10 protein-coding genes are annotated in these 13,044 nt (G+C 65.6%); 6 read left to right on the forward strand and 4 right to left on the reverse strand.

From position 1 onward, the window contains the following. Position 1: 1 nt before the first annotated feature. Together ACQR07_RS01650 and ACQR07_RS01655 are read left to right on the forward strand one after the other, a co-directional pair. Positions 2 to 1,498 carry an MBOAT family O-acyltransferase gene (locus ACQR07_RS01650; protein ID WP_434900635.1) on the forward strand — a complete coding sequence of 499 codons (1,497 nt, stop codon included), beginning with the start codon at positions 2 to 4 and terminating at the stop codon, positions 1,496 to 1,498. 444 nt (positions 1,499 to 1,942) lie between these two features. Continuing rightward, the gene (locus tag ACQR07_RS01655) at positions 1,943 to 3,493 is read left to right on the forward strand and encodes an ABC transporter substrate-binding protein (RefSeq protein ID WP_434900636.1); all 1,551 of its coding nucleotides are present in this window, start codon (positions 1,943 to 1,945) and stop codon (positions 3,491 to 3,493) included. 27 nt (positions 3,494 to 3,520) lie between these two features. On the opposite strand, the gene ACQR07_RS01660 is transcribed toward ACQR07_RS01655, so the two are convergent. Further along, positions 3,521 to 4,147 carry a LysE family translocator gene (locus ACQR07_RS01660; RefSeq protein ID WP_434900637.1) on the reverse strand — a complete coding sequence of 209 codons (627 nt, stop codon included), beginning with the start codon at positions 4,145 to 4,147 and terminating at the stop codon, positions 3,521 to 3,523. 111 nt (positions 4,148 to 4,258) lie between these two features. On the opposite strand from ACQR07_RS01660, the gene ACQR07_RS01665 reads away from it, so the two are divergent. Together ACQR07_RS01665 and ACQR07_RS01670 are read left to right on the forward strand one after the other, a co-directional pair. After that, positions 4,259 to 4,756, forward strand: a complete 498-nt coding sequence (locus ACQR07_RS01665) for a GNAT family N-acetyltransferase (protein WP_434900638.1) — start codon at positions 4,259 to 4,261, stop codon at positions 4,754 to 4,756. 378 nt (positions 4,757 to 5,134) lie between these two features. After that, a complete protein-coding gene (locus ACQR07_RS01670) occupies positions 5,135 to 5,371 on the forward strand; it encodes a hypothetical protein (RefSeq protein WP_434900639.1) in 237 nt (78 codons plus the stop codon). Between the two features lie 831 nt (positions 5,372 to 6,202). Here ACQR07_RS01670 and ACQR07_RS01675 read toward each other — a convergent pair. After that, a complete protein-coding gene (locus ACQR07_RS01675) occupies positions 6,203 to 8,188 on the reverse strand; it encodes a hypothetical protein (protein ID WP_434900640.1) in 1,986 nt (661 codons plus the stop codon). A 266-nt stretch (positions 8,189 to 8,454) separates the two neighbouring features. Here ACQR07_RS01675 and ACQR07_RS01680 point away from each other — a divergent pair, with 266 nt between their 5' ends. Together ACQR07_RS01680 and ACQR07_RS01685 are read left to right on the forward strand one after the other, a co-directional pair. Then, positions 8,455 to 10,767 (forward strand): NADP-dependent malic enzyme, encoded by a 2,313-nt coding sequence (locus ACQR07_RS01680; RefSeq protein ID WP_434900641.1) that lies wholly within the window; start codon positions 8,455 to 8,457, stop codon positions 10,765 to 10,767. 146 nt (positions 10,768 to 10,913) lie between these two features. Beyond that, on the forward strand, positions 10,914 to 11,369 hold the full coding sequence (locus ACQR07_RS01685) for a DoxX family protein (protein WP_434867037.1): 456 nt from the start codon (positions 10,914 to 10,916) through the stop codon (positions 11,367 to 11,369). Between the two features lie 11 nt (positions 11,370 to 11,380). On the opposite strand, the gene ACQR07_RS01690 is transcribed toward ACQR07_RS01685, so the two are convergent. Further along, complete coding sequence (locus tag ACQR07_RS01690; protein ID WP_434900642.1) at positions 11,381 to 11,941, reverse strand: dihydrofolate reductase; 561 nt, start codon at positions 11,939 to 11,941, stop codon at positions 11,381 to 11,383. Positions 11,942 to 11,960: 19 nt separating this feature from the next. Next, the gene (locus ACQR07_RS01695; protein ID WP_434900643.1) at positions 11,961 to 12,914 is read right to left on the reverse strand and encodes a polysaccharide deacetylase family protein; all 954 of its coding nucleotides are present in this window, start codon (positions 12,912 to 12,914) and stop codon (positions 11,961 to 11,963) included. Between the last annotated feature and the right edge of the window lie 130 nt (positions 12,915 to 13,044).

Below are 13,044 nucleotides of genomic sequence, written 5' to 3' on the forward strand. Positions count from 1 at the left end.
TATGCTATTCTCCTCGTTCACCTTCATCTTCCAGTTTCTGCCGGCGACGCTGCTGGCCTTTGCCGCAGCACGCCGGCACTCGGCGCGCGCGGGCATCCTGGTGCTGCTGGCGGCGTCGCTGATCTTCTACGGAGCCTGGCATCCGGCCTATCTGCTGCTGCTGGTGGCGTCGATCGCGATGAACTTCTCGCTCGGCCTGCTCATGGAAGAGGAAGGCCGGCGCCGCGTGGTCGGCCTGTGCGGCGTCGCCGTCGATCTCGGGCTGCTGGCCTATTTCAAATACGCCAATTTCCTGCTCGACAGCTTCGGCACAGTCACGGGCACGCATGTCGCGCTGGCAAACATCCTGCTCCCGCTCGGCATCTCGTTCTTCACGTTCCAGCAGATCGCGTATCTGGTCGACGTCATGCGCGGCGCCAGGGTGGAGCGCGACATCGTCAGCTACGCGCTGTTCGTCACCTTCTTCCCGCATCTGATCGCCGGCCCGCTGGTGCATCACGCCGAGATGATCCCGCAGTTCAAGCGCGCGCCGAGCCGTCGCACCGCGGTGCTGGCGGCGCGCGCGGTCGCGATCTTTGTTGCCGGGCTGTTCAAGAAGGTGATGATCGCCGACGAGCTGTCGCAATTCGTCAGTCCCGTGTTCGCACATCTCGACGCCGGCGGCACCGCGTCGCCGGCCTTCGCCTGGCTCGCGACGCTGGCCTATGCGCTGCAGATCTATTTCGATTTCTCCGGCTATTCGGACATGGCGATCGGGCTCGCCCTGATGTTCGGCGTCCGGCTGCCGGTGAACTTCCGCTCGCCTTATCGATCACTGTCCATCATCGACTTCTGGCGGCGCTGGCACATCACGCTGTCGCGCTTCCTGCGCGACTACCTCTACATCCCGCTGGGCGGCAACCGGCAAGGCCCGGCGCGCCGCCATGTCAATCTGATGATCACGATGCTGCTCGGCGGCCTCTGGCACGGCGCCGGCTGGAATTTCGTGATCTGGGGCGGACTGCACGGCGCCTACCTGATCATCAATCACTTCTGGCGAACGCTGCGCGGCAGCGACGGCAAGCCCCGTGCCATGGCCGAGCGTCTGGCAAGCTGGGCGGTGACCTTCGCAAGCGTCGTGCTGGCCTGGGTGTTCTTTCGCGCAGGCACGACCGGCGGTGCGGCGCGGATGTTCGGCGGACTCGTCGGCTATCCGCTCAGCGGGCCGGACTATGTGCCGTCGCCTGTGTTCACCACGTTCGGCCTTCCCGTCTGGGTCGGACCGAATGGCTTCCTTTGGCTCGGTGCCGCGATCGTGGGATGCGCGCTCGCGGTCGCGATCGGCTGTCCGAACACGCTGCAGATCTTCGGCTACCGGGAATATCATCGTGCGCCCGAGCCGGATGGCTGGCTGCGCTGGCGGCCGACAGCCGGATGGGCGGCGCTGACCGCGGTGGCCTTGACCCTGTCGCTGTTCGGGATGTGGCAGCGGCTCGAATTTCTCTACTTCCAATTCTAATCGACACGGCGGCGCAGGGGGCCGCTGCAGCGCGGCTCTCGCGCAAGGTGACCCAGACCTTAAGGAACCGTTGCGCGTTTGAGCGTCTCGCGTTAACGCCGGTTAAGACTGCCAACAAATTCATCTCACGCTCGTACTCGCCTTCGACGCGCGGCGTCCCGGCAAGAAGCGTTGCGCGCGTGTCACCGAACCACGTCCCGCGGAACGCTGTGCGATGCGGTAAATCGTTGAACGCGTGGCGGCAATCGAACGCATGAGTTGTTAGTGCGAACCTCACGACAGGCAGCTCGCAACGCGCCGCCACAGCAATTTCGCGGCAGGCTCCCTCGCGTGGCCATCAGTCGTATGGAGGTTGCGGTGTCATGCAACCTGTCCTTATTAGGATGCCTCCCTGACCCAAGTCGTCAACGTAGCCAACCAATCAAAAGAAACGGAAGAATTGAAATGACCGTTCGCTGGTGTGTGCTTCTTCTCGCGTCCTGCTCGTTCGTACCTGCGGCCTCCGCGACCGCGATCTCTCCCGATGTCGTTCGTGATCTTTCCTCCCGTGTCGGTCCGGTCGTCGGCCAGGCCGCGACCTGCCGGGACATCGCCCAGGGGCGGGTCCAGACCGTCATTGATAAGTTCAGCGAGGTGATCCGTCACGCCTCGTCCAGCAACGGCGAGCGCGACGGGCTCATCCGCAGCTTCAACGGCTACATCGCCGAGGGCCGCGGCCGGGTCTCATCCGCGCTGGTGAACTGCCAGACCGCAGACCGTCAATTGGCCGAGCTGGAGCGCTCGCTCACCGCGCAACCCACGGCCACCACGCTGTCATTCGCGCTGACCCCCTCCAGTGCCGCTGCCGCGACGCAGCCGACGGCCAACCTGCCGCCGCCGCTTCCGAACGGCGTCACCGAGACCGAGATCCGCTTCGGCATCGTCATCCCGTTTTCCGGAGTCCGCAAGGAGCCCGCGCGACAGATGAAGCTCGGCATCGACACCGCCTTCAACCGTGCCAATGACGCCGGCGGGATCAACGGCCGCAAGCTGCGGCTGATCGCGGCCGACGATGGCTACGACCCGACGCGGACGCTCGCGGCCATGGCTCAGCTCTACGAGAAGGATCAGGTGTTCGGCTTCATCGGCAACATGGGCACGGCCAACGGCGCGGTGGCGATTCCCTATGCGCTGGAGCGCCGCGCGCTGTTCTTCGCGCCCAATAGCGGCGCCTCCGTCCTCCGCCGCGATCCGCCGGACCGCTACGTCTTCAACTACCGTGCGAGCTATGCTGAAGAGACCGATGCGATCGTGCGCTACCTGATCAAGGTCAAGCGCATCCCGGCAAAGCAGATCGCGGTGCTTGCGCAGGACGATGCCTACGGTGACGATGGTGCCAACGGCGTCGCCAAGGCGTTCCGCGCGCTCGGCATCACCGATCCGATCATCCGCTACAGCTTCCCGCGCGCCACGCTGGATGTCGACGAGGCTGTCGGCAAGCTCAAGGCACAGACCAAGCCGATCAAGGCCGTCATCATGATCGCGACCGACCGCGCCGCCGCAAAGTTCATCGAGAAGACCCACGATGCGGTTCCGGGACTGATCTATGCCAGCATCTCCGCCGTCGGATCCACGTCGCTCGCCGCCGAGCTGAAGCTGCTTGGCGCGAAATATACCAACGGCGTCATCGTCACGCAGGGCGTGCCCTCGGTGGCCGGCCATTCGAGCCTCGTGCTCGAGTACAAGACGGCATTGGAGAAGTATTTTCCGGGCGAGGGGCCGACCTACACCTCGCTCGAGGGCTTCATCTCGGCGAGCATCCTGATCCAGGCGCTGAAGCAGACGACACCGCTCGAGACCGAGCGGCTGGTCGATACGCTGGAGGCGATGCAGAGCATCGATCTCGGCCTTGGCAGCAAGCTCTCCTTCGGCCGCGCCGAGCACCAGGCCTCGCACAAGATCTGGGGCACCGCGCTGGATGAGTCCGGAACCTACCAGGCGATCGAACTGGAGTAGGGCTTGGCGCAGGAAGGCGAGCGGAAATCAGCTCGCGCGCCGTGCGAACAGCAGCGCGCCGCCGAGCCCGCACATCACGGCGCCCGACGCCTGCCGCATCCGCGTCACCAGGCTCGGCCGCTTGACCAGCCCATGCCGCGCTTTGGCCGCCCAGACCGTCACGACGAGGTCGACGCTGGTGTTCAGCGCGACCGAGATCAGCCCGAGCACGATGAACTGAGCGGCGACAGGGCCGGCGGGATCGACGAATTGCGGGATGAAGGCAAGGAAGAACGCCGCCGTCTTCGGATTCAGCGCCTCGACGACGATGCCCTCGCGGAACGCGCGCCGGCTGCCGGTCGTCGTCACCTCCGCAGGCGCGGCGACCCGCGCCTCGCGCCAGGTCTTGATGCCGAGCCAGATCAGATAGACCGCGCCCGCGATCTTCAGCGCCGTAAAGGCTTGCGCGCTCGCCATCACCAGCGCCGACAGCCCGACTGCGCCGGCGACCACATGCACGAGGCCGCCGAGCCCGAGCCCGACGCTCGAAGCCAGCCCCTCGCTACGTCCGCCCGCCAGCGTTCGCGCCACGATGTAGAAGATGCCGGGTCCGGGCGTCAGCGCGACGACCATGGCTGCGGAGAGGAAGAGGAGGAAGGTGGGGAGGGCGGGCATGCGCTGTGTCTTTGCTGTAGGGATGACGAACATTGTAGGGTCATCGGCTCGACGAGGCAAAGCGGTCTGCTTGCGACTGCAGCGCCGCAGTGACGACGGAATGATACGCGCATGCTCACGATGTCCATTGAAGACCCAGCTTCGGCCGCCGCCGAAGCTCTGATCGCGGAATTGTCGGCAACGCTCGCGCGCATCACTGGCGACAGCGGCCGGTCGTCATTCGATCCCGACGATGTGCGCGGACCCAAGGCGTGTTTCGTGGTGGCCAGAGACTGCGCAGGGCAGGCGGTCGGCTGCGGCGCGCTGCGCCCGTTGCAGGCCGGGATTGCTGAAGTGAAGCGGATGTTCGCCCGCCCCGGCACGGCAGGAGTCGGTGCGGCGATCCTCGATCATATCGAGGCGATGGCGGCCGGTTACGGCTATCAGGCGATCTGGTTGGAGACGCGTGTGGTCAACACGCGCGCGGTCGTCTTCTACGAGCGGCACGGCTATCGGCGGATTCCGAACTACGGCAAGTACGCCGGCCGACCGGAGGCCGCGTGCTTTGAGAAGCAATTGTGGCGACAGAGCAAGCCGAGGCGCGGCGCCCGTGTGCAGCCTCGACGCTGATAGCCACGGCGGTCTTGCCTGCAAACGCTTGAGCGACCATCCTGCCTCGAACTGCGTGCCGTGTGTATGGGTCCCGGCGTGCGCCGGGACGACAGCGGAGATGGGGGACGCAGTCGGGCCCACAGTCTTGTGGGCGCAGCGTCACGACTGGATGACAAATAAAGTTTGCGCGAATGGCAGAAGCTTTGACCGTGCTGGACCAACGACCACAACTGTCGTCCCGGCGCACGCCGGGACCCATACCGCGTGATCTATCGTGGAAGGTCACTGTTCGTTGATTGTCACCTTGGAAGCCATGTTCATGGTGACCAACGGAGATGACGGAGGCGGCACGGCCACTGTCATCATGCGCACATGATCCGCGAATGAGAGTCAGCGATGTCCAGCGCTCAGTCTATTCCCGACCGCTACCTGCCGCCCGGAACGGCCGTTCGCTATGATGGTCACCAGGATGGCGGCCCTGAATATGGCGTCGTCGTTCACTGCTGGCACGAGCCCGAGATCGGTGGCTACGATTGCTATGTCGCCTTCTTCGGAACCGAGCTGCCCGCTGGAAAGCCTGCCGTGAAACCCTACGTTCTAAGATACTCGGCGATGTCGCTAACCGTCATGTAGTTGGGCGTGCTACTTTTTGCCCGACGGGCAATCCGCGCAACCCCGTCATGCGCAAACTGCCCGTCGTGCAAGTTGAGCGCAATCTTTTCCCTTGCGCCGTCGGGCAAATCACCTCCACATTTCCGGCCATCCCGCCTCGATGAAGAGGGACGGTTCGCGGTCGTCACGAGACGTGAGGTGGGGAGGCGGTGGCTGCATCGTGGTCGCAACGTGCTCATGAGCGCGTGGACGAACGACACGGTGCAGGCGGTCAAGTCGCGTGGTCTCGACACCCCGACGCTGGTGTCACCGCGTGCTGTGCTGAAGCGCAGTGCGCGCATGGTGGCCAACAAGCCCGGCGCACCAGGGAGAGCGCGAAGCAGCCGAAAAGCCCACCGCGCAGGGAATGCCGGTTGACCGGCAGCACCTGTGGTACCTGCCGCCTGCATTTTTTTCGCAGGCGGGCCATGGGTTGCGGCCAGCACCCGGCATTCCCTGCGCCCTCTTCGTAGGAAGAGGGCCGAACGACCGGAACAACTCGGGCGAACGGGCCGCGGGATCGCGGAGGTGTGTCCTCCACCGGAGATGCCAGCCATGCTTCGTCTCGGAGCGCTATTCGTCCGCGCTTGCAGTTGTCATCTCGTAGCAGACTCTCTCCGAATGTCATTCCGGGGCGCGCGCGAGCCGCGAGCCCGGAATCCATAACCACGATGGTGCGAGAGGATCGAGATGCCTTCACAACCGACCTTCTTCGCCAATCAAGGTCCGGGAGTATGGATTCCGGGCTCGCGCTACGCGCGCCCCGGAATGACGGAGGAGAGAGCGGGGGACTCTCTCCTCACAGGAAACGACTCACGGCGCTGTCTGGGCCTCGATCTTGAACTGCGCCAGGGCGCTCGGCGGGTCGGTGGCGATGAGTTGGGCGAGTTGCAGGGCGGGGACCTTGGCGCGCGGCGAGAGTTTGAGCGTGAAGGTCTGGCGCGGCTTCTCGACGAACCGACCGAGCGCGTCGACGGCAGTGGCAACATCGACATTGTCGGCGGCGACCTGGGCGCCGATGGCCTTGATGCTGTCGACCAGCGCTTTGCGCGCGGCGCCACCATTGGAGATGCTGTGACTGAACGCATAGTGGGTGATGAGCACGTCGACGGCGCCGAGATCGCGCAGCGTGAGCTCGAGTCCGGTTGCCTCGATCCGTGCAGCCGCCGTGGTCGCCTGTTGCAGGTCGGTCGTGAACACTTCGCGCGGCACCTGCGACAGCGACACGTTCGCGGAGGCGGCGAACAGGCGGCCGACTTCGAGCTTGAACGGCGCCAGCGCGAAGGTCCCTGCGCTCTCAGACCAACCGAGGCCGAGATCGGCATCGACGGCGGCTGTGTCGATGCCCGCGAGCAGGAGCGCCAGCACCGCCCGGTTCGACGGATCGAGCGGACTGGCCAACTTGGCGACGAGCCGCGCCTGGGTGGGGATGGGGCCGACGAACTGGCCCCAGTCGAGGCTGAAATTGTCGATCAGCACCGGCTTGTCGCCGGCCTTGTACGGCGCGCTCAGCGCCTTCAGCTCGATGCCGGTGAGCAGCTTCAGCATCTCAGCGGCATCGGCCGGCGCCGGCTTGGCGCCGGTGGCGGCATATCTGGCGGCGAAGTGCATCAGCCCGGCGAGATCGAAGCTCTTCAACGCGAAGCGGCCGAGCGTGACCGGGCCGCTCGGCCCGCGGCCGTCGAAGCCCTCGATCGCCACGTCGCCCTTGCCGTCGTGCAGGTCGAAGCGGATCGCGCCGAGTTTGGCCGGCCCTTGCGGCGTGTCGATCGAGAGGCCGCGAATCTCCGCATTCCTGATCGCCAGGCCCTCGTAGACGCCTGCGACCTTCTCCATCAGCTCCCGCATCTGATCGGGCGTCGGCTGCGCGGTGGGCGAGGCGGGCAGCGCCGCGAACAGCGCCGGCAGTTGCAGCCGCGCCGGCTGGACGCTGACTTCGTCCGCGGCGGCGCCGTCCATGCGCATCTTGAAACCGGAGTCCGTGGTGATCTCGTAGGCCCCCATCGTGACCTTGCCGTAGACGCGATAGGTCCGGTCGTCCTTGGCGGCCTCGGGATTGAGGGCTGCCAGAATCGCGTTGGCATCCATGTCCTGATGGGCGATTCCCGTAATGCGGCCCTGCATCTTGTCGGCCTTGCCGCCCGGCTGCTGCGGGGTCATCGTGAAGGTGACCTCGTCGAGCTTGTAGTTGGCGATGCGGCCGGCCTTGATGGTGTCGAAGTTGAGCCCGGAATAGGTGAACTCGGCCGGGGCCGCCGACGGGCCGCCCTCCATGGTGCCCGTCGTCCGCGGCACGCTGATCGACGAGGCGCTGATCGCAACGAATTGCTGGCCAACCGCCCGGTAGGTCTCCAGCATGCTGGCGCCGGCCGGGATCGCGGCGAACCGCGCCGGGCCGGCATAGTCCTTCACCACCAGCTGCGGCAGCTTGTAGTTCAGACGGAGCGGCGCAGGGCCGGGGATCTGGCCAGCCATCGTGATATCGCTGACTTCGATGCTGGCGGCCGTGGCATGCTCGGAATCAGGCTGGTTCAGCCCGGTCGCGACGATGCTGCCGAAGCTGATGCTGGCCGGCGGCTGGCTGGACGACTCCAGCTTGACATCGGCGATCGTCAACTTGCGCGACCACAGGTCGAAGCCGACCTTGCCGTGGGTCGCGGTGGCGCCGCTCTGCCGGATCTGGGCGAAGCTGGCCTCGACCTCGCGCTCGGCGCGCGCCTGGGCGTACCAGGGGACGCCGACGAAGCCCGCGATGCCGAGCGCGACCGCGACGAGGATTCCGATCAGGATACGGGTCATTCGATGTGCTCCGCCCAAATGCTCGCCCCAAATGCTCGCTTAAGCCTTAGGCAGCAGGAGGGTGATGGTCTCAGGGAAATCGATGGAGTAGGGATGTGCTTCTGCGAAAAGGAAAATTGCTGGTCCGGGACGCCGCCGGCCATGGTTTCGGATGTTGCATGAAAGCCGTCCAACGTGCATCACATGCGCTTCCACCGGCCGGAAAAACCGACGTCTGAGCGAAACTCAAAAGACCAAAAATCCGGGTCGGAAACGCTGGAGCACGTATGTCGTCGTCCTTTTCTGAAGATCTTCGTTCCGCAGCCCTGGCCTATCACCGCCTGCCGCGGCCCGGCAAGCTGGAGATCCAGGCCACCAAGCCGCTCGCCAACCAGCGCGACCTCGCGCTGGCCTATTCGCCGGGCGTCGCCGCTGCGTGCACCGAAATCGCCAACAACCCGGCCGAAGCGGCGACGCTGACGGCACGCGCCAATCTGGTCGCCGTCGTCTCCAACGGCACCGCGGTGCTCGGCCTCGGCAATATCGGCCCGCTGGCCTCCAAGCCCGTCATGGAAGGCAAGGCGGTGCTGTTCAAGAAGTTCGCCGGAATCGACGTGTTCGACATCGAGATCAATGCCGAGACCATCGACCGCGTGGTCGAGACGGTGGCGGCGCTGGAGCCGACCTTCGGCGGCATCAACCTCGAGGACATCAAGGGACCGGAGTGCTTCGAGATCGAGGCGCGGCTCAAGGAGCGGATGAAGATCCCGGTCTTCCACGACGACCAGCACGGCACCGCGATCATCGTCGGCGCCGCGATCAAGAACGCGCTGTCGCTGGCCGGCAAGCAACTCTCCGAGGTCAAGATCGTGACGTCGGGCGCAGGCGCGGCCGCGATCGCCTGCCTCAATCTCTTGGTGTCGATGGGCGCGCAGCGCAAGAACATCTGGGTCTGCGACATCGATGGCGTCGTGCATGAGGGCCGCAACACGCTGATGGATCCGTGGAAGGCGGTCTACGCGCAGAACACCGACAAGCGCACGCTCGCCGAGGTGATCGGAGGGGCCGATATCTTCCTGGGCCTCTCCGCCGGCGGCGTGCTGAAGCCGGAGCTGTTGAAGCAGATGGCCGAGAAGCCGCTGATCATGGCGCTCGCCAATCCCAACCCGGAGATCATGCCGGAGGAGGCACGGGCGGCGCGGCCGGACGCGATGATCTGCACCGGCCGTTCGGACTTCCCGAACCAAGTCAACAACGTGCTCTGCTTCCCGTTCATCTTCCGCGGCGCGCTCGACGTCGGCGCCACCGCGATCAACGAGGCGATGAAGCAGGCGGCGGTCGATGCGATCGCGCAGCTCGCGCAGGACCCGCCGTCGGATGCGGTGTCCCGCGGCTTCGATACCGGCGAGACGCAAGGGTTCGGCCCGGGCTCGCTGATCCCCTCACCCTTCGATCCGCGGCTGATCCTGCGCATCGCGCCGGCGGTGGCAAAGGCTGCGATGGAGTCGGGCGTCGCGACCCGGCCGATCACCAATTTCGACGAATACACCGCGCTGCTCGAGCGCTTTGCGTTCCGGTCCGGCCTCGTCATGAAGCCGGTGTTCGCGAAAGCGAAGGCGCAGCCGGTGCGCGTGATCTACGCCGAGGGCGAGGACGAGCGCGTGCTCCGCGCCACCCAGGTGGTGCTGGAGGAGAAGCTGGCGCGGCCGATCCTGGTCGGACGTCCCTCGGTGGTCGAGGCGCGCATCAAGCGCTTCGGCCTCTCGATCAAGGCCGGGCGGGACTTCGACCTCGTCAATCCGGAAGACGATCCGCGCTACCGCTCCTACGTGCAGAGCTACATCGAGATCGCGGGACGCCGCGGCGTGACGCCGGATGCGGCGCGCACGGTGGTGCGTACCAACGCCACCGTGATCGCGGCGCTCGCCGTGGTCAGGGGCGAGGCCGACGCGATGATCTGCGGCGTCGAGGGCCGCTACATGAGCCATCTGCGTCATGTCCGCGAGATCATCGGCTTCATGCCGGGGGTCAGCGACTTCGCCGCGCTCGCGCTCACCATCACCAGCAAGGGCGCCTATTTCATCGGCGATACCCAGGTGCGCCCCGATCCGACGGCCGAGGAACTCGCAGAGATGGCCTCGCTCGCGGCCAATCACGTCATGCGCTTCAACATCAAGCCGAAGATCGCCTTCGTCTCGCATTCCGATTTCGGCAGCTACGACACCGCCTCGTCGCGCAAGATGCGGCAGGCGACGGCGCTGTTGAAGCAGCGGCGGCCGGACCTCGAGGCCGATGGCGAGATGCAGGGCGACACCGCGCTGTCGGCGACCGCGCGCAAGCTGATCCTGCCGCATTCCGATCTGGAAGGCTCGGCCAACGTGCTGATCATGCCGAACCTCGATGCCGCCAACGTCGCCTATCAGATGATCAAGGTGCTGGCGGATGCGGTTCCGGTGGGGCCGATCCTGATCGGCCCTGCCAGGCCGGCGCATATCTTGACGCCGTCGGTGACGGCGCGCGGCATTCTCAACATGACGGCGGTGGCCGCCGTCGAGGCGCAGGAGCGGGCGGGGAGGGCGCAGCCGACGCTGTTTGCGTGATCGAATTGACGTGATCGAAGTGTGGCGGAATTCGTCCGGTTTCGGTCGCATTCCGCCCGCCTTTATTGTTGAAAAGCGTTCGCGATGTCACACATCCCGCCGGCTGGCCGGCACCATTCGTTTCTAGTCGATCCGTGAGGGCGAGAATGCCGGGTTTCATTACATTCGGGCGCGTTCTGTTCGCCGTGATCTTCATCTACTCGGGCGCGACCAAGCTGTTCGGCATTCCCGTGACCGCCGATCTGATCGCCGCCAAGGTCACCATTCCGCCGCTGCTCGCGCCCTATGCGGCGCAGCTCGAGGCGGCCGCGAAAATGCCGATGCCGCAGATCCTGGCGATCGCCGCGGGCGCGTTCGAGCTGCTCGCCGGAGCCATGATCGCGCTGAATTTCCTTGGCCGCTTCTTTGCGCTATTGATGATCATCTTCGTCGGCGCGACGATCTTCTATTTCCACGATTTCTGGAACCAGACGCCGCCCGACAACGCCAAGACGCTGATCGACGCGCTGAAGAATCTCTCGATCATCGGCGCGCTGTTCATGATATTCGGCTATGGCCGCGGGCCGAAGGCGCCCGCGCAGAACGCCTATGGCGACATCTAGCCGGCCGCGGTCTACGCGGGCCGTTTCCAGGCGGTGACGCTGACGTCGTGGGCGGGGTCGAGCATCAACTGATTGGCGGGGCTGTAGCCATGCGCCGTCAGCACCTGCTGCGGGGACCGTCCGGGGCCGACCGTGGTGAAGCAGGGCTCTCCGCCGGGTAGGGAGACGTGAGGCGCGAGCGACAGGAAGAACGTGTCGTAGCGGTCCATGAACATGTCGAACACGACGGGACCGCCGATGATCGCCACCCGGCCAGCCGTCACGCCCGCGGCCTCGCAGGCGGCCTCGAACGAGGCGCCCGCGGGGTTCCACAGCGTGGAGAGCGGCTTCTCGGTGTCCGGCGCCAGCGCCGCCACCTTGCGGGTGACGACGATCCGCCGGCGCTTCGGCGAATTCGGCTGGTCCTCATACGAGTTCCGGCCGTGCACGATCAGATCGGCACTGTCGAGCGCATCGGAAAAGAACACGGCGTCGCCCGGGAATTTGAGCGCGGCCGGCATCACATTGTGGGAATCGGCCAACATGCCGTCGGCCGATACGATGACGTAACCTTCGAGACGAAGCTTGTTCACTGACGAAACAGATCCCAGATCATTCGGACACTGTCGTCACAACGCTCGAAACCGGCCGTTGGCTCACCGTCGGCAGCTTCGCGACCTTGCCGAGCTGCTCGTCATATTGCGGCAGCGACTGCACCGGCGCCTTGGCGCGCATCGCGACCACCTTGTAGCCGCCGGCCTTCAGGCGGCGCAGCAGCTCGGGCAGGGCCTCTGCGGTGTGCTTGTGGAAGTCGTGCATCAGGATGATGCCCTTGCCGAGCTTGTCGAGCTTCTTGAAGGTGACGTCGATCACCGCCTGCGCATTGCGCGCCTTGAAGTCGAACGAGTCGAGGTCGCAGGAGAAGATGCCGACGTTGCGGGTGCCGAGATAGGTGACCATCTCCGGCGGGTGCTGCAGCGCCGGGAAGCGGAAGAACGGCGCGGGCGAGTTGCCGCCGAGCGCCCATTTCACAGCGCTGATGCCGAGCTCGATCTCTTCCTTGCGCTGGTCGTCGGTCAGCTTCTTGTTGGTCAGCGCGGCGTGCGACCAGGTGTGCGTGCCGACCGTGTGGCCGGCGTTGTAGACCTGCTTCAGGATCTCCGGATAGTAGGTCGCGTGCTTGCCGATGATGAAGAAGATGCCGGTGGTGCACTGGTCGGCCAGCGCCTTAAGCACGCCGGGAGTGTTCTCCGGCCACGGGCCGTCGTCGAACGTCAGCACGACTTCGTGGTCCTTGAGGAAGTCGAGATCCTTGAAGTGCTCGAAGCCGAAGCCCGGGCCACCGGTGGTGTCGATCTCGACGGTGCGGCCGACGCCGAGCGCCTCCGCGTTCATGCAGGGGGCGCGTGGCGGCTGGGTCTGGGCGGCAGCAGCCGCGGGGGTTGCCGCAGCCGGTGCGGGAGCGGTCGCTGCCGCTGTGCGCTGGGCCTGCGACCAGGCCGCGCCAGACGTCAACAGCGAAGCCGCCAAAGAGCTTGCGAACACCAATCCAGCCGCAATCCGCATCTCGTGTTTCCTCGGGGTTGTTGCAACGGGAGCGCCGATTTCGGGAGTCGCTCCACCATCCGGGCCGGGATATTACCCCACGAGCCGGATGGGCGCCAAAAGGAAACGAGGCAAAAACACGGGGAAGTTG

Source organism: Bradyrhizobium sp. HKCCYLS20291 (assembly GCF_051167715.1).
Taxonomy (GTDB): domain Bacteria; phylum Pseudomonadota; class Alphaproteobacteria; order Rhizobiales; family Xanthobacteraceae; genus Bradyrhizobium.

What these genes read in the sequence shown, in the direction of transcription:
- ACQR07_RS01650 (WP_434900635.1), top strand. Translation starts at nt 2, where the DNA reads ATGCTATTCTCCTCGTTCACCTTCATCTTCCAGTTTCTGCCGGCGACG.
- ACQR07_RS01655 (WP_434900636.1), top strand. Translation starts at nt 1,943, where the DNA reads ATGACCGTTCGCTGGTGTGTGCTTCTTCTCGCGTCCTGCTCGTTCGTA.
- ACQR07_RS01660 (WP_434900637.1), bottom strand. Translation starts at nt 4,147, where the DNA reads ATGCCCGCCCTCCCCACCTTCCTCCTCTTCCTCTCCGCAGCCATGGTC.
- ACQR07_RS01665 (WP_434900638.1), top strand. Translation starts at nt 4,259, where the DNA reads ATGCTCACGATGTCCATTGAAGACCCAGCTTCGGCCGCCGCCGAAGCT.
- ACQR07_RS01670 (WP_434900639.1), top strand. Translation starts at nt 5,135, where the DNA reads ATGTCCAGCGCTCAGTCTATTCCCGACCGCTACCTGCCGCCCGGAACG.
- ACQR07_RS01675 (WP_434900640.1), bottom strand. Translation starts at nt 8,188, where the DNA reads ATGACCCGTATCCTGATCGGAATCCTCGTCGCGGTCGCGCTCGGCATC.
- ACQR07_RS01680 (WP_434900641.1), top strand. Translation starts at nt 8,455, where the DNA reads ATGTCGTCGTCCTTTTCTGAAGATCTTCGTTCCGCAGCCCTGGCCTAT.
- ACQR07_RS01685 (WP_434867037.1), top strand. Translation starts at nt 10,914, where the DNA reads ATGCCGGGTTTCATTACATTCGGGCGCGTTCTGTTCGCCGTGATCTTC.
- ACQR07_RS01695 (WP_434900643.1), bottom strand. Translation starts at nt 12,914, where the DNA reads ATGCGGATTGCGGCTGGATTGGTGTTCGCAAGCTCTTTGGCGGCTTCG.